Raw genomic sequence first — 25,449 nt, forward strand, 5'->3', positions numbered from 1 at the left:
AAGCCGCTTAAAGCGGCTTTTTTGTGAGTAATCGATAGCTTTAGAAAGTGTAATTCATTTCTAAATATAACTCTCGACCAATACCCGCACCGGCATATACAAAATGGTTATACCAAGGGTAATCATAGAACTGGAAGGTTTCATCTTTAGGCGGCTCAGCATCAAACAAGTTACGAACTCTCAAACCTGTAGAGAAACTATCTGTCCAGTTGTAATTAGCCGTCAAGTTGTACGTTATGTACGGACGCATGCGGTAATCACGCTCAGGGTCACGCTGACTTGGACGCCATGCTGTCACACCACCGCGACGGAATGCCGTCAAGGCAACACGGTAGTCTTCTGCTGACCATGCTAGCGTTGTAGTTACACGCGAACGTGGATCCCAGCCACCTAAGATCTCATCATCTCGAAGATCAATCTCTTCGCTATCGTCATTAGCTTGGTATTTATTGGATAGCATATGGCTATAATCAATATTGAACTCTAAACGACCCGCATCGTAATTTCGCCCCCAGCGTAGGCTCGCATCCAAGGTGTCAATCTCGGTTTTTGATGCGTTAATCGGCGATACATTAAACCTGGAGACAAAAGAGATACCTGTTCCTGGATCTGTTTCTCGATCAATGCGAGCATCAATATAATCACATCGAGCCTGATCAACTTCACCACTATTGATGTAGCATTCAAATTCGTCACGCAATAAATTCGAAGCACTCTCTGTCTGGACACGGTCTTCAAGGTTCAGCCTGTTGTAAGTGGTCATTAAAGTCAACTCCTCAGTAATGTCTACCGAGAAGCCTAGCCATGCACTGTATCCTGTTTCATCGTCCAAGGGCTCCCCACCTAAATCCTGAGACCCCACACGCTGAACGAATGAGCTACTGCTGCTACAGGTGCTCGGATCAAAGTTATCTTGAGTGCCACCATTAAACTCATGGACCTGCAAGCACTGAACTAAATCAGTAGTTCCAGTAAAGAAACCCGTTGTTGTATATACCTGGTTCAAATCTGGAGCTCGGAAACTCCCTGTATATCCACCACGTAACAAGAATTCATCGACAGGTCTCCATGTGAAAGTTAACGACGGTGTTGTGCGAGTGCCAATAGACGAAGACTGGCTATCGTAGTTATCAACACGGGCTGCCAAGTTAACTTCAAACGTATCGCTCATTGGAATTAGCAACTCACCACCAAGAGCATATCGGGTACGATCACCTTCACCTTGATAGCCCGTTAACTTCCACCAACCTGAGCCAGGTAAGTTAGGCAATGGTGGGTCCTGTGAAATACGAGCATCCGGTACAAACTCAAACTCTTGCTTTTCATATTCTAAGACTGCTGCATAACTAACAGTACCCGCCCAGTTATCGAACCAGTCACCAGTAATATTAAAGTTAGCACTAGTTGATGAAGTTTCATTACCATAAGTTTGGATGCCAATAGCATTTTGCACCAATGGGCGTGTTGTATCGTTTAAAGGCTCAAACAAGTTACCGCGTAAACCAAAAGGAACACCTGTACCAGACCACCAGTCAGTACCAAAGAAGCTTGTTCCCATGTAATCACCTAAAAACAAATTGATCACTTCTTCAGCTTTCCACCATGGGCTTTTTGACTCATACTCGTACTCGGAGCGATTCAAAGCAACTTCCCACTCGTGTGCACCGATAAAGCCATTAGCCCCTACTGTGAAGCTCAAAGAGTCATCTTCAAATTCTGTATCAAGGCTTCGTCCCAGCTCCTCTTCGGTAAACAGCCTTTGACCTAAATACCAGTCAAAGTAGTTAAAACCAAAACCGGTATCCACCACTGTCGAGGTATCCAGGATATCTTCTGACACAAACAAATAATGACTGTTATTTGTAGACTCACTTTGATAGTAAAGAACATCTGCAAACAAACTAACGTCATTACTTAACTGATAGTCACCGTGTACAAACAAAGAGTGAGACTCTTTTGCATTTCGAAACGAAGTTTGTGCAGCACCATCATCACCACAGAAATAACCAGCCACGGGGCGGAATGAGCGCTCGGTACCGTTCGCCATACCAGAACAGGTACCGACTCCAGGGTCCATATAGTATTCACGTCCGTTGAGATTATCCCACCAGTTCAACCCCAGTACGTAGCGTGTTAAAACCCCTTCGCCATAGGGGTAATCCAAATCAGAGTCAAAATCATCAAACTCCCCAGCAGTAATCAATTCTCTATCGGTATATTGATATGCTATCGTCACATTACCTTTATCAAAAGTTTTACCAGTAACCACTTTTAGCTGTGTATCCAGCGGATTCGAATCGGCTTCAGTTGGAGTGCCTACGATTAAATTAACCGTTGTCTGATCAACATCATCCTTCAAAATAATGTCAACAACACCAGCAACCGCATCCGATCCATAAATCGCTGAAGCACCAGTACTTAAGATACGAATTTCTTTAACCGCAGCGGCAGGAATAGCGCCAAAGTTAAACACAGAAGTATCTGACTGATACGCCGCGGGATATGAAGAAATACGGCGCCCATTTAACAGTAATAATGTGTTACCGACACCAATACCACGAAGGTTTAATGTTTGAACATCCGGAGTAAATCCGCTTGAAAACTCAGGGCCTTCAAACTGAAAACTACTGTTTTGTGTTAAATTTGTGAGAGCATCAAAAACGGTAACATGGCCTTGTTCAGCCATATCTTCATTTGTAATGACGGTTACCGGCTGTGCACCCTCAATCGCAGTCCTTTTAATACGTGAACCAACTACAGTTATTTTTTCAGGTTCGTTATTTGCAGTTTCCTCTTCTGATTCTGAACTTTCATCGGCAGCATATGCTGTCCCAGTAAAAGCCAAAGATGCAGAAGCAAGAAGCGCTACTTTTACCGCTTGAGCGATAATGTTGTGCTTTGTCATTGTTCTTCACCCCATTTTCATTAATTTTATTGTCGCCAATAATAACTTTGGCCGAATAATACTAATACATAAAACGTTATTTTAGAACCATAAAAATCTAAAACACGACATTTTTATTAATAAAATCTAATATAAACTTAAAATGGCTCTTTAAAACTCAACAAAAAAATAGGCTGAGATATTTGTAAAGCACTCTAAATTAGTCATAGAATACTACACGTAATCATCACAACAGCACACGAATGAGCAAAGTATCCATATTAAAACCTCAAGGAAGCTATTCAGACATTCCTCTCTATTCTGGACGTGTATCCGCGGGATTTCCTGGTGTTGTGGATGAGCATATGGAAGATACGCTCAGTCTTGATCAACTGTTGATTAAACAGCCCGCGACCACTTTCTTTGCTCGAGTCGAGGGTGACTCCATGATTGAGGCAGGCATATTTCAGGGAGATGTTTTAGTGGTTGACCGCTCTATTGATGCCAAAGATGGAGATATCGTAGTCGCCTTACTCGACAATGAATTTACTGTCAAACGTCTGAAAAACCCTGAAAGCCCGATATTACAGTCTGAAAACCCCAACTACCCGAATATTACTGTCACTGGAGAACATGAGCTTACGATCTGGGGAGTAGTTACAGGCCTGGCCAGGAGTTTACGATGAGCAAGAGCACCTATGCTCTTTGCGACGTTAACAGCTTTTACGTTGCCTGTGAGCGCCTTTTCCGCCCAGACCTACAGAATAAACCAGTGGTCGTGCTCAGCAATAATGATGGCTGTGCTATTGCCATGTGTGAATACTCGAAATCACTGGGTATCAAAATAGGTACTCCCCACTTCCAAATAAAGACGCTTATTAAAAAACATGATATCGAGTGCTTTTCATCAAACTACGGCCTTTATGGTGATATATCACAACGATTTAACTGGGTTCTCAGCCAGTTTACCGACAAGGTGTCGCCTTATTCCGTGGATGAATCTTTTTTGAAGTTCGATGGATTTACCGATAATTTAATACAGCACTGTAAACGACTTAGGAAGACCGTAGATGAATGGTTATCCTTGCCTATTTGTATTGGATTAGCCCCGACGAAAACCTTAGCAAAAGTGGCTAATTACTATGCAAAAAAACACCAGGGCTCAACGCAGGGTGTCGTCGATTTAAGAAACGAACAGCATCGTGAGTGGGCCCTCAGGCGAATGCAGGTAAGCGATATATGGGGTGTTGGTCGGCGTCTGACACAAAAGCTCAAACTTCATGGCATTATCACAGCATGGGATCTCCATAACGCTGACTATAAAACTCTGCAACGAATGTTTTCTGTGAATATGGAGCGGACCATCTTAGAGCTACGTGGTCAGCCGTGTTTAACATTTAGTGAACTACCACAACCCAAGCAATCTATTCTAAATTCTCGCTCATTCGGTAACCCGATTACTGAGCAAAGTGATTTAAAAGAAGCGCTAGCCTATCATGCCACAAGGTGCTGTGAAAAATTACGCAAGCAATCATCTTTAGCATCCAGTATTCAGTTGTTTCTATATACTCGCGATGGTTACCATCACGGCATCACTCTGCCTTTTTCAGAGCCAACTGACGATACCAGCTGCTTCCTGAAAGCTATTAATAGCGGTGTGCAAAAGATTTATAAAGCCGGCGAAGTTTATAAGAAAGCGGGAGTTGTCTTATTCGGATTAGTACCAAGTAGCGGTTACCAGTCTGATATTTTCAGTAATACATCCCAGCGGCCAGAATTGATGGATAGCTTGGACACCATCAACAAAAAATATGGGCAAGACACGATTAAGTTTGGAAGTCTTGGTTTTGCCAAACGATGGGCCATGCGCTGCAATGCCCAGTCGCCGCATTATACAACACGGTGGAGCGAAATAATCAAAGTATCTTAATTGAGAACTTGTCGTCCTTAAAATCAGGCTAGTATTAATGAAACACAGTATATTCTTGTTAGATGACTCGGTTAACTTTCCCGATGCATCGCTTGCACAGGATGAGCCAAACGGTTTGCTTGCCATCGGTGGCGACTTGTCTCTACCAAGGTTAATTGAGGCATACCGGCATGGAATCTTTCCCTGGTATTCTGAAGGCGAACCTATTTTATGGTGGTCTCCCGATCCTAGGTGTGTCTTCCCTATTGATGATGTTCATATATCTCGCTCTATGCGCCGAGAATTAAAACGAAAACCTTATCAAGTCACTATTAATAGAGCTTTCGCGGAAGTCCTCGACGGTTGTGCGGCACCGAGAGCCAAAGAACCAGAGACCTGGATCTTACCGGAGATGAAGCAAGCCTATGAGCAACTGCATCAAAGAGGTTTTGCGCACTCGGTAGAAGTCTGGCGCGATGAGCAGCTTTTTGGCGGGTTATACGGCGTTAGCATGGGGCGTTTTTTCTTTGGTGAATCAATGTTTAGCAGCGCACCAAATGCTTCAAAGTTTGCCTTGATATACCTTGCTCATTACTTGAAAGAACAGGGTTTTCTACTACTGGATAGTCAGGTCGGTAACCCGCACTTATACCGTATGGGGGCAGTGGATATACCACGAAGTGAATTCTTAAACTTATTGAATACGCATATCGACTGGCCGCAACCGAAGGGTATGTGGCTGCCTAAAACGCTTTCTGAATGGCAATAATCTGGTGGTAAAAGTCATTCTAGGATAGTACCCTAAGGGTATGAGTAATAAGCAAAAAACGACACAGCATATCAGGCTGTTTAAAGGGCCAGAGCATGCTTGTGGCTATCTCGATGACAAAATTGCAGTATCCGTCTTTGCTGATCCAAGTTTATTGCTCAATAGTGAACTATATTCTGAATTGAGTCGCCAAGGCTTTCGACGTAGCGGCGAGCACGTTTATCGTCCGCACTGTCCTGGTTGTTCTGCCTGCTGGGCTTACAGAGTGCTGGCGGATCAATTCCAACCCAGTAAAAGCCAGCGACGAGTTTTGCGCAATAACTGCGATTATCACGTCAGCCTGGAGCCTGCGGACTGCTTCGAAGAAGACTATCAGCTGTACGAACACTATATCACTAACCGGCATAAAGATGGCGACATGTACCCTCCTTCAAAACGTCAGTATGCCGACTTTTTATTTTCCGAGTGGTGTGATACGGTCCTGCTGAAAGTTAGAGACGGTGACAAGCTGGTTGCCGTAATGTGTCTGGACGTTCTCGATGATGGCCTTTCTGCAGTTTATTCGTTTTTTGATACCAGCTCCGACTATAAGAGTTTAGGCGTTTTCGTTATTTTAAAAAGCATCGAGTATTGCCAAAAAATGCGCTTTCCCTATTGTTATTTGGGTTACTACGTAAAAGGATGTCAAAAGATGGATTATAAAGTAAAATACCGCCCCGCAGAGGTCTTTAGAAATAAACGCTGGTTAAGTCTCGATTAACGAAGCAGAGACAGAAAGTGATAAAATACTTTGCGATTATGGGCTAAATAGTGCATCATACGCCCATTTTTTAAGCACATTATTAATTAATTGCACAGGAGAGATTAGCCGGATGGCGAAAGAAGACGTAATTGAACTAGAGGGGAAGGTACTTGAAACCCTTCCAAATACTATGTTCCGAGTAGAACTAGAAAATGGTCACATTGTTACCGCCCACATATCAGGGAAAATGCGTAAAAACTATATTCGTATTTTAACGGGCGATAAGGTAACGGTTGAGATCAGCCCATACGATCTAACTAAAGGTAGAATTACCTTCCGTGCGCGTTAATTGGCTCTTGCGCTGGTTAAGAATCTAAGCGCAGGCAAATTAAAAAAGGTGTTGCTTAAAAACAACACCTTTTTGTTAGCTCCTAACAGTCTCAACTTATTCAGTTTCTTCCTTTTGTGTGATTTTCTTACGCAACGGCTCCACTTTTATATCCAACTCCCCATCCTTGAGACCAACATACACATCGCCACCATCAACCAGCTCACCAAATAAAATTTCGTTGGCTAGAGGCTTACGCACTCTATCGCTGATCAGACGTGACATAGGACGCGCGCCCATGTTGACATCATAGCCATGTTCAGCCAGCCACTCACGCGCCTCATCATCAACGTGAAGGTTAACTTGTTTCGCATCCAGTTGCCCCTGCACCTCGGTTAAGAACTTATCGACGATGGACAAAATGACTTTTTTCGGTAATGCATTAAACCAAACAGTAGCGTCTAATCGGTTGCGAAATTCTGGAGAGAAAGTTTTGTTAATCGCTTCCTCATTGTTACGCGACATATCCTGCTCTTTAAACCCAATAGACTGCCTTACCAGATCCTGGGCTCCCGCATTACTGGTCATGACAAGCACAACATTACGGAAATCTGCTTTACGGCCATTGTTGTCCGTCAAGGTACCGTGATCCATAACCTGCAAGAGTAAGTTAAAAACATCCGGGTGTGCCTTTTCAATCTCATCAAGCAGCACCACAGCATGCGGATTCTTGTTGACCGCTTCGGTCAGTAGCCCACCTTTATCATAGCCGACATAACCTGGAGGCGCCCCAATCAAGCGAGATACCGTATGCCGCTCCATATATTCCGACATATCGAAACGTATTAATTCAACCCCCATCAACTTAGCCAGTTGACGAGTAACCTCCGTTTTACCAACACCCGTAGGGCCGGCAAAGAGGAAGGAGCCCACCGGACGGTTTTCCTGTCCCAAGCCTGCACGCGATAATTTGATCGCTTCGGATAAAGTATCAATCGCTTTATCCTGACCAAAAACCACCATTTTCAGGTTGCGATCCAGGTTGCGTAACAGCTTCTTATCAGATGACGATACCGTCTTTTCAGGAATACGTGCTATTTTAGAGATAACCTGCTCGATATCAGTCGTATCAATCACTTTCTTACGACTATCATCGGGCTGAATACGTTGACGAGCACCAGCTTCATCAATCACATCAATGGCTTTATCCGGTAACTGGCGGTCATTAATATACTTTGCCGACAGTTCAGCAGCTGCCTTCAACGACGACTGCGTATATTTCACAAGATGGTGCTTTTCATAGCGCTCTTTCAGCCCCTCAAGAATAGAAACGGTTTCAGACACACTAGGTTCATTAACGTCCACCTTCTGGAAGCGACGTGCCAAGGCATGATCTTTTTCAAAAATACCACGGTACTCCTGAAAAGTTGTCGAACCAATACAACGCAAGTCGCCGTTAGCTAACACCGGCTTGATTAAATTAGAAGCATCCATGGTACCGCCAGATGCCGCGCCTGCACCGATGATGGTATGAATCTCATCAATAAATAAGATCGCATGACGCTCTTTTTTCAGCTGTGCCAATACTGCTTTCAGGCGCTTTTCAAAGTCACCCCGGTATTTTGTGCCAGCCAACAACACGCCTAAATCCAAAGAATAAACCACAGCATCGGAAATAACGTCCGGTACATCGCCATCAGTAACTCGCTTTGCCAGCCCCTCGGCAATAGCGGTTTTACCCACACCCGCATCACCCACTAAAAGCGGGTTATTTTTCCGGCGACGGCATAAAATCTGCACCACTCGTTCCACTTCATGAGTACGCCCAATAAGAGGATCAATTTTGCCCTCTTCGGCCAGCTGATTCAGGTTAATTGCATATTGATCCAAAGGTTTCGCTTCGGTTGCTTCTTCAGGCTGTACGTCATCTTCTATTTCCGCAGTATCAAACTCTTCGTCATCTGATACTCCGTGTGAAATAAAGTTCACCACGTCCAATCGTGACACATCTTGCTGCGACAATAAGTAAACCGCCTGCGATTCTGGCTCACTGAACATAGCCACCAAGACATTAGCGCCACTAACGGATTCCTTACCTGAAGACTGCACATGAAAAACAGCACGCTGCAACACTCGCTGAAAGCCGATGGTTGGCTGAATTTCATATTCCTCGTTGTCTTCTGAAAATTGAGGCGTGGTTTTACCCACAAAGTTTTCTAATTCCTCGCGCAACTTGGACAAATCAACGGAGCAGGCTTTGAGGACCTCTACAGCATCCTTATTATCCAGCAACGCCAGCATTAAGTGCTCAATGGTAATAAATTCGTGACGATACTCTCTGGCTCGATGAAATGCCTTATTCAGAGACCGTTCTAACTCTTTATCAAGCATAATAACCTCTACTTACATGGCCCGCCGCAACGTGGCTAACCAATGATTCAACCTATTCCTCTTCAGGCTCCATCACACAAAGCAACGGATGCTCATTAGAGCGCGAAAACTCGTTAACTTGTACGACCTTCGTTTCCGCGATATCAGGAGTATAAATACCACATACCCCCTGACCTTCATTATGAACCTGAAGCATCACTCGAGTGGCCTTGTCTTGATCCATCGAAAAAAAGGTTCTTAACACTTCAACCACAAAATCCATGGGTGTGTAATCGTCGTTTAAAATCATGACCTTGTACATTGGAGGTTTTTTTAGCTTCGGCTTTGCCTCTGCCACCGCCAACCCATGGTCTTTTTCCTCATTAAACTTATGCTCGTTACTCATAATGTATCAATACTGGCATTGTTACCTCTATTATGGCTATTAATGAGGGCATTTGGAAGGAGTTCAAGCTTGATCTTTGGTAAAGTTTTGCAAGCAAGAGTATATTTTATTACCCGAATACCTTGGCTAACTTATTGAAAAATAAGTTTTAAGAAGCCTGTTTAAAGAGGTAAGAAAGCTTAATGGACAGTGCTTAAGCCACCTCTTACTTACCAAATATACTTTTTGGGGTTAACAACCAGGCGAGCTGCCCTTTATCGGAGTCAACATCAGCCCAGGAGCTTACTTTAAAATCAACCCTGGCAACGCTCGCTGTCGGAAATTTGATGTGAGTCCCCATGGTTAGCTCAGCAAGCAGTGCAGAGCATAATGGCTCATGCGATACAATCATTAACCGCTTTTCATCACCGTCAAAAGACTGAATCAGCTCAATCGTTTCCTCAACACTTCCTAAATATAACGAGCGCGTTGTTGTTAAAGATGACTCCCATTGACCAAACTCCATAGCTAAATTTATAGTATCAAAACTGCGTTTAGCGCTGGAACTCATAATACAATCCGGTGTTTGTCCAACTTTTTTCATATGAGCCCCCATATTTTTGGCCGCTTCGATTCCCCGTTCGGCTAGAGGCCGTTCATAGTCATTTTTAAATTTAGCTTTCCAGTCTGATTTCCCATGTCGGAAAATATATAACTTTTTATTTGCCACGTTCAAGTCTTCTGGTTTATGACATTTGTACACATCATAGCGGCCTACAAAGATGCTTATATGACACATCAACAACACTTTTATGACATGTTAAACGTTGTTACATCAATACATCATATTATTATTTACAGATCTTTGCTTTAGACTACAATATTGCCCATTCAGAACTGGATGTAACTTAGGATTAAATATGAAAAAAGTGGAACACGTACTTGAAGCCGGTATTTTTAGTAGTCGCTGGATTCTCGCACCATTTTTTGTAGGACTCATCTTGTCTATAGCTATTTTATTTGGCGGTTTTGCCAAAGAGCTTTGGCATCTTGTCACTCATTTTGGCTCGCTAAGTGAGACCGATACGATTTTAGGTATTTTAGCCCTGGTCGATATGACGCTACTTGCCAACCTGTTAATTATCATCATCTTTAGTGGCTATGAAAGTTTTGTATCAAAGCTGGATGTATCCGAGCACGAAGACAAGCCCGGCTGGATGGGCAAGGTTGGATTTTCCACTCTTAAGGTTAAGCTAATCAGCTCTATCGTCGCCATATCCGGCATCGACTTACTACGGACCTATATGCAGCTGGACAATGATGGAACCATTAGCCTCGAGGTTGTGAAGTGGAAGTTATTAATACACGGTGTTTTCGTTATTTCAGGATTACTGTTCGCCGTCATGGATTACTTAACATCGAAAAGTAGCCATAATCATTAAGCAAAAGCCCCGCCGATCGCGGGGCTTTTTAGTATTACTCATTCTTCCTCGACGACGTTAGCATCAGGAGCATTCCGGGCGACGGAGCTTATCCCGTTATTGCGACCACTTTCAGATTTATACATCTGGCTCTTACCAATCTGCTGTCCATTAGATGCATTTAGTGCGAAGTAGTAACGCCCATCTTTAGCTGTTTTCTTTTCAAAGCGATTATCATCCTGTGAATTTTTTCGGACCGAATCAATACCATTTTCACATGCTGAAGTGGATGAGTATCCTTGGCTTTGCAGTATAGTTTCTCCGTTACCCGCCTTTAATACAAAGTAACTTTTTCCGTCATTACCCTTTGAGATTACAAATTTTCCTGCCATTTTTATTACCTCTTTCGTTAATTCAGCTGATTCTTTTACAGCCTCCCGCCAATCAATATCACTGATTTATATAAAAAGTTCAAGCAACTAGATTGACATTTAACACTTTCTCAACATTTGAATATTTGATGGATATTAAATGCATAATAAGATCTGTTCAGAGCAAAAGCTTCTGCTTACACTAAGTTAAGAGTATCCTGCAACAAAAAAAACATGAAAGAAAGGGTGGCATTCTCAGGAACCACCACAGTCTGTAACAACTTGTGATGACCACACTATCCCGAAAAGCTGTAATTTTTCATCATTTGTGGCGTTTACCATCCCAACCACCTTTGCTGAGAATTTTTTCACCCATGGCTGTAGGTGCTTCCTCCAGCTCGGTTGCCATCGAGTCATTCCAGCGATTGAGAAAACCGTACAGACAAATCGCTCCCAGAATTTCCACGATCTGATCTTCGCTCCAGTGCTGCTTCATTCGCTCCATCAATGGCTGATCAACGTCATTAGGAACTGCTCCGGCTGCTAAAGCATAGTCCAATGCAACTCGCTCAGCCTCTGAATATAAGTCACTCGTTTTGTACTCCCAGATTTGTTCAAGTTTTTCTTCGCTAATGCCGTGTATTTTTGCAGCAACCAAAGAATGTGCTTCGCAGTACTGGCAACCGGCCGCGCGACTGGCAAAGTGTGCCAATAATCGCTTAAAGCCGAGATCAACCTCGCCGTCCGGTGACATAACAGCCTTAGTTAATACACCAAAACCTTTCACAATTTCAGGACGGCGCTGCATGGTTAATAAGCTATTTGGAACAAAGCCAAGGATCTCTTCGAAAATGGCAAAATCTTCTGCCAATTCAGGATGTAAGTCTTTTGATAGTGGTTCTAAAAAAGCCATAGTTGGTCCTTATATCATTTGCGTTTTATCATTTTATATAGATACGTTATTCTGTCATCTGTTACAAAAAAGGCTTTCCGAAGAAAGCCTTTTAACTGATTATTTGTTTACTATTTCATCAAGTGTACCTTGTGCCAGAGGATGATAGCCAGCCCGAGCAATATCATAGACTCTTTTGGCAAAAACCGCTCCCTCCTCGGTTTCCATTAGCTGCTTGTAAAGTGGCACAATTAATTTACGACGACCAATAGATACAAGATAGGTCTCAAGTCGCGGCATGACAGCATCATAACCAGCCTTTAACGATAGCAACAACCAAGCATGAGCGATCTCATTATTGGTCGAGTCTGTTAAGCCAAAGGTCTCATCCAGTTGCTTCATACGCTCCTGAGCCAAATCTTCAGGCAGATTATTAATGAAGTGTAACCATTCATGCACAGTCCACTCGTCAGTGCCCAAATCGTCTAACCTAGCTTCGTCAGCTAACCATGACTGAGTTTCAGAATTAATCGTAGTGAAAGCATCAGAAGTTGGATTAGGCATCATCTCAGGCAACATAGGCTCGTGTAACCAGGTTGTCACCTGCTCCATCGAAACAACCCCAGGGTGCTTGTCCAGTAAGTTTTCTTTAAGGTACTTTTCAAACTCTTGCGTCGTCAAACTCTGGAATGCATGATTGTTGAAGTAGTCGACCAGAAATTCATCAAACACGTCACGTCCAAACTTTTTCTCAAGGTAAACCAAAAACATTTGACCTTTGACGTAAGGAACACCGGAGAAAGCATCATCAGGATCGTTACCCTCCAGATTGACGTTTAATACGGTGTAATGTTTTGGCAACTCTTTGACTTCATGACGCAAGTCCTGAACCGCCAATGCCTTTTCCATCACAGCACGCTTTTCGCCATAAAGTTCTTCCATAATGCGGTTTTCTACGTAACTGGTAAAACCTTCGTTTAACCAGAAGTCGCGCCACGTGGCATTAGTCACCAGGTTACCTGACCAGGAGTGTGCTAATTCATGAGCGATTAAGTTAACCAAGCTCTTATCACCGGCAATCACTGTTGGTGTAATAAAAGATAGACGCGGGTTTTCCATACCTCCAAATGGGAAGCTTGGCGGAAGAATTAATAAATCGTAACGTCCCCAACGATAAGGGCCGTACATTTCTTCCGTCACCTTAACCATCTCTTCGGTATCTTCAAATTCAGCAACCGAAGCATCCAGTAAGCTAGGTTCAGCGTAAACGCCGGTGCGATCACTCATCGGCTTGAACTCAAGGTGACCAACGCCTAATGCGATCAAATACGGTGGAATCGCCTGTGGCATTTCGAAGTGATAGTCGCCATCAAGCTCAGTATCTGGCTCATTGAAAGCACTCATCACAGCTAATAGTTCTTTCGGTGTTTTTAAGTTGGCATTGTAAGTGACACGAACTGACGGCGAGTCCTGGATAGGAATAAAACTACGCGCATGAATGGCTTGCGCCTGACTATAGACAAAGGGATGCTCTTTACCAGCCGTCTGTTCTGGCGTTAACCACTGTAAGCCACTAGCCTGTGGCTGTGTGTTGTAAAATACGCGAACTTTTGTTGTTTTATCGTCCAGAGCAATGCTCAATTTTGAGCCTAAGACTGGATCCTTTTCAGCTAACTCAAAAGTCGTATCCTGCCAAGTGTCATTGGACCAAATCTGAGATTTCTCAATATCAATGTCACGAGTATCCAGATCCAGACGTGTAACGTCATCTTTTAAACGCTTAAAGCTGATATCTACGTGGCCCTGTAACTCTTTCTCTTCAAAATTTACCGTTAAATCGAGATCGAGGTGCTGTAGCTGAACCTCATTCAGATTACCGTAAGAATGCTCATCTATGCGCGAGCTTACTTTGACCTCTTTTGCTGGTTGCTCAGCCTTTTCTTCGGCCTGGTCCTTAACACTTTCTGCCTCTTGCGCAGCAGCTGCTTGAGCGGTATCAACTTTGTCTTCCGACTCCTGCTGACATGCTGCTAAGCCAAGGGCTGCAGCCATCAATAAATACTTATAACTTGTCTTCATCACACTTCTCTTTTATCGTAGAAGACAGACATTTAACCAATAAAAAAAAATGAAGTAAAGCTCGCAAGTCAAGTCATGAGCACTCTTAGCTGAATTGTATAAATTACATAAAATTTCATGACGTGTTAATAAAAACAAGAAGTTGCAGTAATTACTTCGGAAAGGTTTTGCTTAAAGTGTCAACTTTTTTTACGAATAGCACCAACTCCTGCACATTTTTTGTCAATTGTTGGTGTTAGTATTGGCTGCTACAGTGCCGGCACTGATAGCGAAGTGTAGTAACCGAGAACCATGGAGTAAGTCGATGCCATCACTGGGTAGCGGTAAATATGATAGAGGATATATCATCCCTATCGGCGGTTGTAAGCACCACATAACGGATGACATAGCTGAACAAATTCGAAGCATCTGCCTTAATGCAAATGCTTCGGCAGTCATCTTAACCATTAGCTCTAATACCATTGAGCATGATTTGCGTAGCAACCTTATCGACAATGGTTTTAGCACTTGCTCAGAAGTAACCATTACTTCTCGACAGGATGCTAGCCAAGAAGAGCTGGTGCAACAGCTGGCAGACAATGATCTCATCATCATCGTGGGGCAAAGGCCATTACAGATCTCAACAATTATTGGTGGTACCCCGATGGCCAAACAGCTTCGTAAGTTAAATGCTGATGGGGTCCATATCGCCGGCAGTTATGGCGCTGCGGCCTTGCTGAGTGAGCATATGATTGCAGGGGGGGAAGAATCGATAACCCCGAAACAAGACGGTGTAACCATGGCTCCAGGACTCGGCCTGACCAACCGCTTTATGCTTGACTATCACTTTCAACAGCCTGGCAGGTTAGGGCGACTGTTAACAGCCCTCTCCTACAACCCATTTACTATTGGGATAGGCATAGATGAGGGTTCAGCGCTTTTTATTAGTCCTGAAGAAGAACTGCAAGTTCATGGCAAAGGTTCAGCAACGCTGATAGACCCGAGCAACTTGCAATATTCTTCAATGGGTTCAGCAGGCAGTGGCGACTATATTTCGCTGTTTGGTTTACAGATGCATATTTTGGCACCAGGAAGCCGATTTAAAGCCTCAGATCATCAAGCATATGATGAGCATTGGGCTTAATAACAAGTTCAACTTCAACCATTTAGTATTCATTAGGTGACATTAATGACAAAGAGTAACTTAAAAAATATCAGTATTATTATCACGGGGTCATTACTTTTATGGGCTTGTAGCTCCGCTCCGAAAAAACAGACACCGGTAGCGCAAAAGACTCCTGTCAAAAAGGAGAAAACCTACGAGCATGCCAACATCGGTGCCAATAACTACATGAAGGTTCCTTCAAGCTGGAAGCTAAAGCAAAACATCATGCCTAAAGGCTATGTCAGCTACACTATCAAAAACAAAAATGTACATTTAGTGATTTCAGGCTATAAAGCAAAGCGCTCAACTTTTAACATTAATAAAAGTAAAAAAGACTTAGCCAGTGTCACAATCCTGTATCGCACAGGCTCTAAGCTAAAGCGCAAAACTTACAAGCAAATCAACGATAACCATAAAATTGGTGGTTACACTCATCACACCTGCCACAATGGCGCAAAGTGTTATCAGGTCTTCCCTCTATCAAACTGGCGCTCAGTCATTGCTGCGGACTTTTTTGCTGGCGGTATGAAATATACCTTCACAGCTGGTGTTGATGATCTTAAGGGCTCCCATGCAGAAGATATCTTGCAGGCCATTAACAGCATCAAAGGCAAACATAGTGTTGAACTAACTCAGAATTAATTTTCCTCACTCAATAAAAAAGCCTGCATCTGCAGGCTTTTTTATTAATCGCTACGGCAATTAAGCCTGCGCTTCACGCTCCGCAATAAATGCTAAAGCTTTATCAATTCGCTGTAACGCTCTGTCTTTCCCGATCCACTCCAATGTAATACCTAAGTCTGGAGACATTCCGGAACCAGTTACAGCAACACGTAGCGGCATACCGACCTTACCCATACCAATATCAAGCGCTTCAGCAGTAGCGCTAACCAAGTGGTGAAGAGAATCTGCCGTCCAGTCATTTTGTGCAGTCAACTTGGATTTGACCGTCTCCAATGGCTCTTTTGCTACTGGTCGCAGATGCTTCTTAGCAGCTTTTGCATCAAACTCATCAAAATCCTGGTAGAAATAACTTACCGAAGCTACAAGCTCCTTCAAGGTCTTAACACGATCCGCCATGACTGGAATTAACTGTTTTAGATCTGGCCCATTACTAACGTCTAGCTTAGCCTGCTCAATATGCCACTGAAGATGTGGCATCACCTCTTCCACTGGTAAGTTTTTCATGTAATGCTGATTCAGCCAGTTCAATTTTTCGGTATTAAATGCTGAAGGTGCACGGTTCACGTCTTTCAGGTCAAACAACTCAATCATCTCATCAATCGAGAAAACTTCCTGATCACCATGCGACCAGCCCAGTCTGACCAAATAATTGAGCACCGCCTGTGGCAGATAGCCCAGATCACGGTACTGCATCACACTGACCGCACCATGACGCTTAGACAGACGCTTACCATCATCGCCAAGGATCATTGGTACATGAGCATAGTGCGGGACATCAGCGCCCAACGCTTTAATCATGTTAATTTGGCGAGGCGTATTATTAACATGGTCATCACCACGGATAACGTGGCTTATCTCCATATCAGAATCATCCACCACAACCGTAAAGTTATAAGTAGGTGTACCATCGGTTCGAGCAATAATTAAGTCATCAAGCTCGCTGTTACTAACAGCAATTTCGCCTTTAATTAAATCATTAAAGACTACTGTGCCTTCTTGTGGGTTCTTGAAGCGAATAACGTGCGGCTGACTGATGTCCTGCTCATCTTGGGATAAATGACGACAATGGCCGTCATAACCAATGTTTTGCTTATTCACCTGCTGCTCTTCACGTAACTTATCTAAACGTTCCTTTGAACAGTAACAGCGGTAAGCATTACCAGACTCAAGCAGCTTGTTAATTTGCTCTTTATAACGCTCAAAACGTTCCGTCTGATAGAAAGGACCTTCATCATGCCCAAGGTTCAGCCAGCTCATCCCATCAAAGATCGCCTGTACCGATGCTTCTGTTGAGCGCTCTCTGTCCGTATCTTCGATACGTAAGATAAACTTCCCCTGATGCTTTTTTGCATATAACCAGGAATAAAGCGCAGTACGAGCGCCACCAACATGTAAATAGCCCGTAGGGCTAGGAGCAAAACGAGTTTTAACGGTCATAATATAAACAGGTTATCGAAGTTGGCGCTATTCTACCAAGACCACAACTGTTTCAAAACCTATTTAGCTTAAACGCTTAATAATCAAGCAATTTACCGCCGTATTTTATTGATTTGAAACTTTTTTTCCTTTTTTCGAAAAAAACAGTTGACCTTCTTCGCTCCCGCTCTTAGAATGCGCCCCGTTCTTGAGGAACACATTGGAATGTGGGTGGTTAGCTCAGTTGGGAGAGCATCGCCCTTACAAGGCGAGGGTCACTGGTTCGAGCCCAGTACCACCCACCACTTTCCATACCCTTTTAGATTGAATTGTATTCCAGGCCTCTGACTTTGTTCAGGGGCTTTTTTTTGCCTCAATGCTTTATAACCGGGAAGATAAAAGCACAACTCGTTTCTTTTCGGTAAAAGCTCTGGCAAAATATGCCTCAGCCTTTTGAAATCAAAGACAAATGGAGCTCTTTGTGCAACCTTCGTTAGACGCTTTAAAAAGCATACTTGACGCCGACTGTTTACTCACAGATACCGACGCTCTGCAGCAATATGGTAAAGACTGGACGAATAACTACCCTGTCGCTCCATTAGCTATAGCGCTTCCTAAAACCACCAAGCAAGTTGCAGCTATCGTACGCTGGGCGAACGATAACAATATCGCTCTTGTCCCCTCTGGTGGTCGTACGGGCCTGAGCGGCGGCGCTGTCGCCAGTAACGGTGAACTGGTCGTTGCCTTCGATAAAATGAACCATATTGGTAGCTTCGAAGCTTCGACACAACAGGTCCACTGTCAGGCAGGTGTTATTACTGAACAGCTGCAACAGTTTGCGGCAGATAATGATCTCTACTACCCGGTAGACTTTGCCTCAAGTGGCTCGAGCCAGATCGGCGGCAATATCGCAACCAATGCAGGTGGTATCAAGGTCATCCGCTATGGCCTGACCCGTGACTGGGTGATGGGCCTAACGGTCGTAACCGGAAAAGGCGACATTCTGGAGCTTAACTCTGGTTTGATAAAAAATGCTACCGGCTTAGATTTGCGTCATCTATTTATCGGTAGCGAAGGGACTTTGGGGCTGATTACTGAGGCCACCATAAAACTCACTCGCCAACCAGGCAACCTGACGGTACTGCTGCTGGCGACCCCTGAGTTAGATAAAGTTAAAGCCCTGCTTAACTTGTTCCAGAAAGAAGTCGATTTAACCGCGTTTGAATTTTTCTCAGAAGAAGCCCTGGTCAAGGTTATGGCACATCATGACTTACCTCGTCCTGTAGAAACAGAGGCCCCCTTCTACAGCCTACTTGAGTTTGATGCTTCTTCAGAGGATATTATTGAGAAGGCACTTGGTTGCTTCGAATCAGGGTTAGAAGATGGTTCCATTATAGATGGTGTCATGAGCCAGAGTCAGCAGCAAACTGAGGAACTATGGAAGTACCGTGAGTATATTTCTGAAACCATTTCCTCGCGCAAACCTTATAAAAATGATATTGCTGTCACTCCAGATAAAGTTTCTGACTTTTTACATCGAGTAGATGACATTGTGTCGAAACACTACCCTGACTTTGAAGTCATCTGGTTTGGACATATTGGTGATGGCAACCTGCACCTGAATATCTTAGCTCCAGAAACTATGGAATATTCTGATTTCATTGCAGCTTGTGAAAAAGTTAACCCACTAATATTCTCTGAACTAGAAAAGATGGACGGCAGTATTTCTGCAGAGCATGGTGTGGGTTTACTGAAGAAACCTTATTTGTCCTATAGTCGCTCTGAGCAGGAAATAACTTACATGAAAGGGATTAAAGCTACCTTTGATCCAAATAATATTATGAACCCTGGAAAGGTTTTTTAATGGTCTTGCTGCTATTGAGCCTGGTGGCTCTGTTAATAGGCCCATTAGCGTTAAGAGTTATTGGGCACAACAGACGTATGGATGATTTTCTTTTCCCGTTCGTTTTGGTTTCAGTAGGCTCACTACTTATTTTCGATGTACTTCCAGTACTGTGGAACAATATCGGTATCGTTCTATTACCATTGCTACTGTTAGGCTTTTTTGGACCCGCATTAGCAGAAATTACTTTTAGGCGCTTTGCCCATAAAACACATAGCGTCGCTTTAGTATTGGGCATTGCCGGCTTATTAACGCATTCAGCCATCGATGGGGCTGCAGTTGTAACCGTAACAGGTAACGAAATGCTACCCTATGCTGTCATTCTCCACCGCCTTGTGGTCGGCTTAAGCCTGTGGTGGATCGTAAACCCACTGTGGGGTCAGAAAAAATCCGCCATCGTTTTTGGACTGATGTTAATCGCCACAGCCGCAGGCTTTTATATTGGCGAGAAACAGCTATTTGGCTTACACAATACCTTTATTGATTATTTCCAGGCCATTGTCAGCGGCACACTATTACACGTCATTATACACAGACCTCACAGCCATGATCATAAAGATGACGAGCCCCATGCTCACACCCATGAAGATGCCGCAGAACACCAGTTCGTGAATTCAATCCACCATAAAGGGTATTTCATCGCAGGTCTAGTTATCGCAGCTCTGTTGGTGCTTATTCTTCATCACTTACACCACTAAGCCAAAGACTAATTATTTGCGCTCCAGTTGATTTTATTCGACTTAGGAATCGAAGAAACATAATCTAACTGGCCGCTTGCCAATAAGCCACTTAAGTTAGTGGTAATTTGCGCCCGGATCTCTTGGGGATGGGAGAACTGATTTGTATAAATACCGAGCCAGGCATTACGACTATTGTTCTTAGCTACAGCCAATGCACGGCTGATGACATAGATTAATTGCTCCCAGGTGATCACCTCCTTAGGATCTTGCAAGAACGGGAAGCGACCAAAGCCAACACTGCAGGTGACATCAATACTCGCACCATTCCCCAGATCGAATTTTCGAGACGCAATGATAGAGCGTATCTTTTCAGCCATAATCATTTGTTCGCGTTTCTCAATGCCACGACTGAGTATCAACAGTGTCGCACCCTGCCATCGAACTAGCGTATCAGTACCATAGCTGATGGTTCGCAAGCACTCAGCGGCTTGCTTTAACACTTCATTACCACACAGATGACCGTGCTCTTTATTAATCATCGACAAATTGTCGATATCAACTGCAAATACACCAAGATAAACCCCGGCAATGCCATCATTTTCAATCCATGTGCTGGCAATGCTTTCTAATTCTTTATCAATATGCTGCTTCAGATAGTGCTTAGTCTTAAACCCGGTTAGCTGATCGTTAACCTTGAGGTGCTCCAACTGGTTTTCTAGACGTTCGGATTGATAACGCTGCTCTGATAAAGAATATTGAAGATCTTCGACCTGATATAATAAAGTTTTCTTTTCCGTTAATAGCAGTTGTGTCTGAGCTTTCCGCTCTTTAAGTTTTTGTTCCTGTTTTTCAATCTTTTTAGAAAAGTAGCGAGACAGATAAACCGCAACGCCAATCACAACAAAGGACAATATTAATAAATACAACAAAAACCCATGAGCACTAGCCCAGAATGCTTTCTCAACGCCTAATAGCAGAACGCTTTCTTTATCCCCCCAATGGCCGTCCTTCTGTCGCATCTGCGCCCGAATCAACAAACGTTCATCTTGGATGTCATGCAAACGAATGTTTGGCCCCTCGAGATAAATCCACTCATCAGCAAAAGTATCAACTTTATAGCGAAATTCAGCATCATTGATAAAATCGAATGATGAAAGGCGAATAGTCACAACGCCATCGTCTTTCACATTAGCAAAGTATGTATCCCCTTCTTTGGTTAACTCCTGTTCTCGCCCATCAAACTTAACGGACACAACTTGCAACTCTTTCTGCTGTTTCTGGATACTGATTTCATCGGGGTTAAACATGGTGATGCCGTTAATGCCCCCAAAATATAAATTACCATCATTATCCGCAAAATCAGCGTTGGTGAAAAACTCGTTATATTGGAGACCGTCTTTATACGTAAAATTAGCAGGAACGCCTTTATCTGGATGAAACTTTACCAATCCATTGGCTGTGGATACCCACAAAAAACCTGAACTATCAGCTAGTATGGAGCAAATAAAATCATCGACAAATCCATCGTGTTCTGTGATGCGCTGGAAGTAAACGTTTCCTTTCGAGTTATAACGGACACGATTTAATCCCGAAACGGTTCCTACCCACAAAACCCCCAATAAATCTTCATAAATTACGGTAACATCAGAACTTGATAAGGTTTGTGGATCCTTAGGATCACTTTCGAAAAGCTCAACCTCTGAGTTAATAGGGTTAAACCGTGCCAGACCTTTTGATCCGCCAAGCCATAAATACCCCTGTAAGTCCTCATAGATAGTATAAACACCGTATCGCGTTTCCATCAGTGATTTTGGGACGACATGAGTATAATCCTCAAACCTCAGCTTAGAGCTGTTACTGTTATCCTTATTGTTATACTCGATTTCAATCTTATAAAAACCCTCTACCCCGCCAAGCCATATTTCACCTTTCCGTGTTTCTACAATAGACGACATATCATTCAGTTTAATTTGTTTACCATTGACGTCATAAACCTCTTTTAACAAATTAAAACTGTCTTCATTGTATGGTTTAAAAAATAATCCAGCAGCAGTAATAACCCAGAAATTTCGATACCGATCCTCAAGCATTCCGGCAACATACTCAGTATTAACCAGCTTATCCCCTACTTTCAAAGCCGAGTAATGTTCCAAAGAAGTAAAATCAGAATTATATTTGTACAATCCAGAAGAATCCGTACCGATCCAAAAGTCATCCTTATAAGTTTTTAGCAGACTGGTGGTGTAGTTACTCCGACGGAACTCCATGACTTCACGCTTTTGTAGGAGATGAACAAACTGCTGTTCTGATTGCCAGTAGTTAACGCCAGATAGAGTACCCAGCCAAAATATTCCATCCGAAGACTTCCATATATCCATGCTGTAGTCATTATTGATCGAGTAATCATCGGAAAAATCAGCAAAATACTCAACGGTGACAGTCTCGCGCTCACGATCCCAATACTTCAAGCCAGAATCCGTTGCTATCCAGTATCCATTTTTATGACTAATGAGGCTAAGGACTCTTGTCGCTCCCCCCATTCTACCGTCAAATAGAGGATAGTACTTTAATGTCTTCTCTCTAACTGAGTAGACAGCGAAACCTTCGTCTCCCGCGACAAAGATTTCCCCGGTACCGCCGCGATCATGTTGCAGCAGGTTAAGCTCTAACTTGCTGGATAGGCAGCGTATCTGTTTATCCACACCGGATAGGGTTGCTGAAATAAGGCAACTGTCGTCAATAAAGTAAAAACGATTATTGTGAACCAACGAATTTTCAATGCTATATTCCGATACTAGCTTATCCAGATCCGTTATTCTCGTTGCCACTCCATCTTTTCTATTAAGCTGCGCGATAAAAGAACTGGTAACCACCAGTAAGTCACCGTCATCCATAAGGGCTATGGACACCACTTCCAGCTCATCACCGGCATCTTGATCCACCAGTTGCTCGAGCCTGGGAGTCCAGTGAGTGACAGCAAGACTCCGAATATCAATACTATCCACCCCTTGGGGCGTTAACGCCCACATCGTATCAAGAGAGTCATAGATGATCCGCTCAACAGATGGAGAAGCTAAAGAATTCGAGGCATTGGGAATATGTCGGATCTGATCAAACTGGTTACCGTCATATCGATTGACACCATCCTGTGTGGCAAACCACATGTAACCAAACCTGTCTTCAGCAATGCTATAAACCGTACTTTGGCTTAAACCGTCCTCAATCGTTAGAGAATGAAACCTAATCCGCTCCGAGACTTTGCTAGCAGCAATGGCCGACTGCGACAACAAAGCTATAGCGCTATAAACCAGCGCCATAAGAAGCATAACCCGAATGCAGGAGCACACAAGTTTAAAATTATGGTTGTCGTTTATCCTTGATTTGTATATCACTCGCTAACTCTGGTCTGATTCCCATTTTATCTTTATAAAAACTCTTGATTTTATTCATATCCAACTGGATATCACCCGTTGGCTGAATATACTCCCCTACCCCAATAGTTTTGGTTTTAGTGTCCAGGTACGTAAATACAATTGGTACCTCGGCCTGCACCGCAATGTGATAAAACCCGCTCTTCCAATATTGCTTTTTACTGCGGGTCCCTTCAGGTGCCAGTGCCAGCTGGATGCCTTCCCTACGCTTAATCTCAGCAACTACTTGCTGAACCACATCATTTTTACTGGCACGCTCCACAGGTATACCACCGACCCAACGAAAAAACCAACCGAAGGGCGGCTTAAACAGCGTATGCTTACCTAAGTAGGCGACATCCATTTTGAAGCAAAAGCGTGTGATAAGCATCAACACAAAATCCCAGTTTGACGTATGGGGCGCAAAAATAATAACGCACTTTTTAAACCCAGGAAGTTCACCCTCGAGCTTCCACCCAAGTAATCGTAACAAAGCTCGCATAATGTTGCGCATAGACTGATGCTCTTCTACTATTTTCAGTTACTGGTTATGTAAATCCATTACCATCGCCGAATTCTCAACTTCGCTTGACTCCTTTGTTGACTTTGCCATGTCGTTGCGACGTTTTTCAAGCTCTTGCAAATAATTCTGGTCAATATCACCAGTAACGTACTCTCCAGTAAAGACTGACAGGTCGAATTGTTTGATACTCGGGTTACCTTCTTGCACAGCATCCACCATAGCATCGACTTCTTGATAGATAATTCTATCAGCACCAATAATATTACCGATCTCTTCCTCGGTACGATCATGCGCTATCAGTTCATGGGCTGCCGGCATATCAATACCATAAACGTTCGGGTATCGAACCGGAGGCGCTGCCGAGGCAAAGTAAACATTCTTTGCGCCAGCCTCACGAGCCATTTCGATTATTTGCTCCGAGGTTGTGCCTCGGACAATCGAATCATCGACTAACAGGACATTTTTACCTCGGAATTCCAGGTCAATAGCATTCAGTTTCTGACGAACACTTTTCTTCCGCATTTGCTGACCCGGCATGATAAATGTACGCCCGATATAACGGTTCTTAATAAAGCCATGGCGCATTTTCACATTCAGCTCATTAGCAAGCTGCATGGCAGATGTGGTCGAGGTATCTGGAATTGGTATGACGACATCAATATCGTGATCAGGCCAGTCACGCAGGATTTTTTCAGCCAGCTTTTCTCCCATTCTAAGACGGGCTTTATACACTGACACATTATCGATCAATGAATCTGGACGCGCCAGATAAACGTGTTCGAAAATACATGGAGCAAAAGTGTCCTCTTCAATACACTTTTGAGAATGCAAGGTGCCATCCTCAGAAATAAATACCGCATGCCCGGGACCTATATCGTCAATCAACTCATAACCTAAGGCATCCAATGCTACAGACTCTGACGCGACCATGTACTCGACGCCATCTTCAGTTTCACGCTTACCGTAAACCGCAGGACGGATACCGTAAGGATCACGGAAACAAAGCAAGCCATGACCACTAATCAAAGCAACGGCAGCATAAGCACCTTTACAGCGTTTAAAAACTTCGCCCACCGCCTTAAAAATATCTTCAGGGGATAATTGGTTCTTATCTAGAATTTGCAGTTCATGAGCTAAAACATTAAGCAGTACTTCTGAATCAGAGTTGGTATTCAAATGACGGCGGTCAGTCGAATACAGCTCTTTCTTAAGACTATCCTGGTTTGTCAGATTACCATTATGGGCGAGAGTGATGCCATACGGTGAATTAACGTATAGCGGTTGCGCCTCTGCCGAAGTAGAGCTACCCGCAGTTGGGTAACGCACATGGCCAATACCCGAGTTTCCTGTCAGTCGACGCATATGACGTGTATGGAACACATCACGCACTAAGCCATTATCCTTACGTAAATACAGCTTTCCCTGATCACTGGTGACGATGCCAGCTGCATCCTGACCACGGTGCTGCAACACCGTTAACGCATCAAATAAGCTTTGATTAACTGGGCTTTTACCAACGATACCAACAATACCACACAT

The 25,449-nt window shown here is 43.5% G+C and carries 21 protein-coding genes and 1 tRNA gene; 11 read left to right on the plus strand and 11 right to left on the minus strand.

Going from position 1 to position 25,449, the window contains the following annotated elements:
* Positions 1 to 40: 40 nt before the first annotated feature.
* Complete coding sequence (locus tag H7708_RS02570; RefSeq protein ID WP_223668909.1) at positions 41 to 2,905, minus strand: TonB-dependent receptor plug domain-containing protein; 2,865 nt, start codon at positions 2,903 to 2,905, stop codon at positions 41 to 43.
* Positions 2,906 to 3,147: 242 nt separating this feature from the next.
* Between H7708_RS02570 and H7708_RS02575 the strand changes: the two genes are divergently transcribed.
* From H7708_RS02575 to infA, 5 genes are all read left to right on the plus strand, one after another.
* Positions 3,148 to 3,570: a LexA family protein gene (locus tag H7708_RS02575; protein WP_223668910.1), complete on the plus strand. Its 423-nt coding sequence runs from the start codon at positions 3,148 to 3,150 to the stop codon at positions 3,568 to 3,570.
* Positions 3,567 to 4,814 (plus strand): Y-family DNA polymerase, encoded by a 1,248-nt coding sequence (locus tag H7708_RS02580; RefSeq protein ID WP_223668911.1) that lies wholly within the window; start codon positions 3,567 to 3,569, stop codon positions 4,812 to 4,814. The genes H7708_RS02575 and H7708_RS02580 overlap by 4 nt, the downstream gene beginning before the upstream one ends.
* A gap of 37 nt (positions 4,815 to 4,851) precedes the next feature.
* Positions 4,852 to 5,562 carry a leucyl/phenylalanyl-tRNA--protein transferase gene (aat, locus tag H7708_RS02585; protein WP_223668912.1) on the plus strand — a complete coding sequence of 237 codons (711 nt, stop codon included), beginning with the start codon at positions 4,852 to 4,854 and terminating at the stop codon, positions 5,560 to 5,562.
* Positions 5,563 to 5,602: 40 nt separating this feature from the next.
* Entirely contained in the window at positions 5,603 to 6,322 is a 720-nt protein-coding gene (locus H7708_RS02590) for an arginyltransferase (protein ID WP_223668913.1), read from the plus strand.
* Between the two features lie 112 nt (positions 6,323 to 6,434).
* Entirely contained in the window at positions 6,435 to 6,653 is a 219-nt protein-coding gene (infA, locus tag H7708_RS02595; protein ID WP_223668914.1) for a translation initiation factor IF-1, read from the plus strand.
* A gap of 96 nt (positions 6,654 to 6,749) precedes the next feature.
* Here the strand turns inward: infA and clpA are convergent, their stop codons facing one another.
* From clpA to H7708_RS02610, 3 genes are all read right to left on the minus strand, one after another.
* Complete coding sequence (clpA, locus tag H7708_RS02600; RefSeq protein WP_223668915.1) at positions 6,750 to 9,023, minus strand: ATP-dependent Clp protease ATP-binding subunit ClpA; 2,274 nt, start codon at positions 9,021 to 9,023, stop codon at positions 6,750 to 6,752.
* 52 nt (positions 9,024 to 9,075) lie between these two features.
* Positions 9,076 to 9,408 carry an ATP-dependent Clp protease adapter ClpS gene (gene clpS, locus H7708_RS02605; RefSeq protein ID WP_223668916.1) on the minus strand — a complete coding sequence of 111 codons (333 nt, stop codon included), beginning with the start codon at positions 9,406 to 9,408 and terminating at the stop codon, positions 9,076 to 9,078.
* Positions 9,409 to 9,613: 205 nt separating this feature from the next.
* Positions 9,614 to 10,186, minus strand: coding sequence for a SixA phosphatase family protein (locus H7708_RS02610; RefSeq protein ID WP_223668917.1), 573 nt, complete (start codon positions 10,184 to 10,186; stop codon positions 9,614 to 9,616).
* A 121-nt stretch (positions 10,187 to 10,307) separates the two neighbouring features.
* Between H7708_RS02610 and H7708_RS02615 the strand changes: the two genes are divergently transcribed.
* Positions 10,308 to 10,829, plus strand: a complete 522-nt coding sequence (locus tag H7708_RS02615) for a TIGR00645 family protein (RefSeq protein WP_223668918.1) — start codon at positions 10,308 to 10,310, stop codon at positions 10,827 to 10,829.
* A gap of 38 nt (positions 10,830 to 10,867) precedes the next feature.
* On the opposite strand, the gene H7708_RS02620 is transcribed toward H7708_RS02615, so the two are convergent.
* The 3 genes from H7708_RS02620 to H7708_RS02630 all read right to left on the minus strand — a co-directional run bounded on the left by H7708_RS02620 (position 10,868) and on the right by H7708_RS02630 (position 14,150).
* The gene (locus tag H7708_RS02620; protein ID WP_223668919.1) at positions 10,868 to 11,200 is read right to left on the minus strand and encodes a YegP family protein; all 333 of its coding nucleotides are present in this window, start codon (positions 11,198 to 11,200) and stop codon (positions 10,868 to 10,870) included.
* A gap of 301 nt (positions 11,201 to 11,501) precedes the next feature.
* On the minus strand, positions 11,502 to 12,092 hold the full coding sequence (locus tag H7708_RS02625; protein ID WP_223668920.1) for a carboxymuconolactone decarboxylase family protein: 591 nt from the start codon (positions 12,090 to 12,092) through the stop codon (positions 11,502 to 11,504).
* A gap of 99 nt (positions 12,093 to 12,191) precedes the next feature.
* On the minus strand, positions 12,192 to 14,150 hold the full coding sequence (locus H7708_RS02630) for a M1 family metallopeptidase (protein WP_223668921.1): 1,959 nt from the start codon (positions 14,148 to 14,150) through the stop codon (positions 12,192 to 12,194).
* Positions 14,151 to 14,391: 241 nt separating this feature from the next.
* On the opposite strand from H7708_RS02630, the gene H7708_RS02635 reads away from it, so the two are divergent.
* Positions 14,392 to 15,273: a cyanophycinase gene (locus tag H7708_RS02635; protein WP_223668922.1), complete on the plus strand. Its 882-nt coding sequence runs from the start codon at positions 14,392 to 14,394 to the stop codon at positions 15,271 to 15,273.
* Between the two features lie 45 nt (positions 15,274 to 15,318).
* Positions 15,319 to 15,936, plus strand: a complete 618-nt coding sequence (locus H7708_RS02640; RefSeq protein WP_223668923.1) for a hypothetical protein — start codon at positions 15,319 to 15,321, stop codon at positions 15,934 to 15,936.
* A gap of 60 nt (positions 15,937 to 15,996) precedes the next feature.
* On the opposite strand, the gene gltX is transcribed toward H7708_RS02640, so the two are convergent.
* Positions 15,997 to 17,415: a glutamate--tRNA ligase gene (gltX, locus tag H7708_RS02645; RefSeq protein WP_223668924.1), complete on the minus strand. Its 1,419-nt coding sequence runs from the start codon at positions 17,413 to 17,415 to the stop codon at positions 15,997 to 15,999.
* A gap of 208 nt (positions 17,416 to 17,623) precedes the next feature.
* On the opposite strand from gltX, the gene H7708_RS02650 reads away from it, so the two are divergent.
* The 3 genes from H7708_RS02650 (at position 17,624) to H7708_RS02660 (ending at position 19,995) form a co-directional block, all read left to right on the plus strand.
* Positions 17,624 to 17,699, plus strand: a tRNA-Val gene (locus H7708_RS02650).
* A 164-nt stretch (positions 17,700 to 17,863) separates the two neighbouring features.
* Positions 17,864 to 19,258: an FAD-binding oxidoreductase gene (locus H7708_RS02655; RefSeq protein WP_235727476.1), complete on the plus strand. Its 1,395-nt coding sequence runs from the start codon at positions 17,864 to 17,866 to the stop codon at positions 19,256 to 19,258.
* On the plus strand, positions 19,258 to 19,995 hold the full coding sequence (locus H7708_RS02660) for a hypothetical protein (RefSeq protein WP_223668926.1): 738 nt from the start codon (positions 19,258 to 19,260) through the stop codon (positions 19,993 to 19,995). The genes H7708_RS02655 and H7708_RS02660 overlap by 1 nt, the downstream gene beginning before the upstream one ends.
* An 8-nt stretch (positions 19,996 to 20,003) precedes the next feature.
* Here the strand turns inward: H7708_RS02660 and H7708_RS02665 are convergent, their stop codons facing one another.
* From H7708_RS02665 to purF, 3 genes are read right to left on the minus strand one after another with little or no spacing between them, the layout of a single operon-like run.
* A complete protein-coding gene (locus tag H7708_RS02665) occupies positions 20,004 to 23,294 on the minus strand; it encodes a ligand-binding sensor domain-containing diguanylate cyclase (protein WP_223668927.1) in 3,291 nt (1,096 codons plus the stop codon).
* Positions 23,295 to 23,334: 40 nt separating this feature from the next.
* On the minus strand, positions 23,335 to 23,901 hold the full coding sequence (locus tag H7708_RS02670) for a lysophospholipid acyltransferase family protein (RefSeq protein ID WP_223668928.1): 567 nt from the start codon (positions 23,899 to 23,901) through the stop codon (positions 23,335 to 23,337).
* Between the two features lie 27 nt (positions 23,902 to 23,928).
* The gene (purF, locus tag H7708_RS02675; RefSeq protein WP_223668929.1) at positions 23,929 to 25,449 is read right to left on the minus strand and encodes an amidophosphoribosyltransferase; all 1,521 of its coding nucleotides are present in this window, start codon (positions 25,447 to 25,449) and stop codon (positions 23,929 to 23,931) included.

This window comes from Kangiella shandongensis (assembly GCF_020005365.1).
GTDB classification, from domain to species: Bacteria; Pseudomonadota; Gammaproteobacteria; order Enterobacterales; family Kangiellaceae; genus Kangiella; species Kangiella shandongensis.

Coding starts and splice junctions, on each gene's coding strand:
- H7708_RS02570 (WP_223668909.1), bottom strand. CDS start 2,905: ATGACAAAGCACAACATTATCGCTCAAGCGGTAAAAGTAGCGCTTCTT.
- purF (WP_223668929.1), bottom strand. CDS start 25,449: ATGTGTGGTATTGTTGGTATCGTTGGTAAAAGCCCAGTTAATCAAAGC.
- H7708_RS02590 (WP_223668913.1), top strand. CDS start 5,603: ATGAGTAATAAGCAAAAAACGACACAGCATATCAGGCTGTTTAAAGGG.
- H7708_RS02620 (WP_223668919.1), bottom strand. CDS start 11,200: ATGGCAGGAAAATTTGTAATCTCAAAGGGTAATGACGGAAAAAGTTAC.
- H7708_RS02670 (WP_223668928.1), bottom strand. CDS start 23,901: ATGCGCAACATTATGCGAGCTTTGTTACGATTACTTGGGTGGAAGCTC.
- H7708_RS02580 (WP_223668911.1), top strand. CDS start 3,567: ATGAGCAAGAGCACCTATGCTCTTTGCGACGTTAACAGCTTTTACGTT.
- H7708_RS02575 (WP_223668910.1), top strand. CDS start 3,148: ATGAGCAAAGTATCCATATTAAAACCTCAAGGAAGCTATTCAGACATT.
- infA (WP_223668914.1), top strand. CDS start 6,435: ATGGCGAAAGAAGACGTAATTGAACTAGAGGGGAAGGTACTTGAAACC.
- gltX (WP_223668924.1), bottom strand. CDS start 17,415: ATGACCGTTAAAACTCGTTTTGCTCCTAGCCCTACGGGCTATTTACAT.
- aat (WP_223668912.1), top strand. CDS start 4,852: ATGAAACACAGTATATTCTTGTTAGATGACTCGGTTAACTTTCCCGAT.
- H7708_RS02630 (WP_223668921.1), bottom strand. CDS start 14,150: ATGAAGACAAGTTATAAGTATTTATTGATGGCTGCAGCCCTTGGCTTA.
- H7708_RS02655 (WP_235727476.1), top strand. CDS start 17,864: ATGGAGCTCTTTGTGCAACCTTCGTTAGACGCTTTAAAAAGCATACTT.
- H7708_RS02640 (WP_223668923.1), top strand. CDS start 15,319: ATGACAAAGAGTAACTTAAAAAATATCAGTATTATTATCACGGGGTCA.
- H7708_RS02665 (WP_223668927.1), bottom strand. CDS start 23,294: ATGGCGCTGGTTTATAGCGCTATAGCTTTGTTGTCGCAGTCGGCCATT.
- H7708_RS02615 (WP_223668918.1), top strand. CDS start 10,308: ATGAAAAAAGTGGAACACGTACTTGAAGCCGGTATTTTTAGTAGTCGC.
- H7708_RS02610 (WP_223668917.1), bottom strand. CDS start 10,186: ATGTGTCATATAAGCATCTTTGTAGGCCGCTATGATGTGTACAAATGT.
- H7708_RS02625 (WP_223668920.1), bottom strand. CDS start 12,092: ATGGCTTTTTTAGAACCACTATCAAAAGACTTACATCCTGAATTGGCA.
- clpS (WP_223668916.1), bottom strand. CDS start 9,408: ATGAGTAACGAGCATAAGTTTAATGAGGAAAAAGACCATGGGTTGGCG.
- H7708_RS02660 (WP_223668926.1), top strand. CDS start 19,258: ATGGTCTTGCTGCTATTGAGCCTGGTGGCTCTGTTAATAGGCCCATTA.
- clpA (WP_223668915.1), bottom strand. CDS start 9,023: ATGCTTGATAAAGAGTTAGAACGGTCTCTGAATAAGGCATTTCATCGA.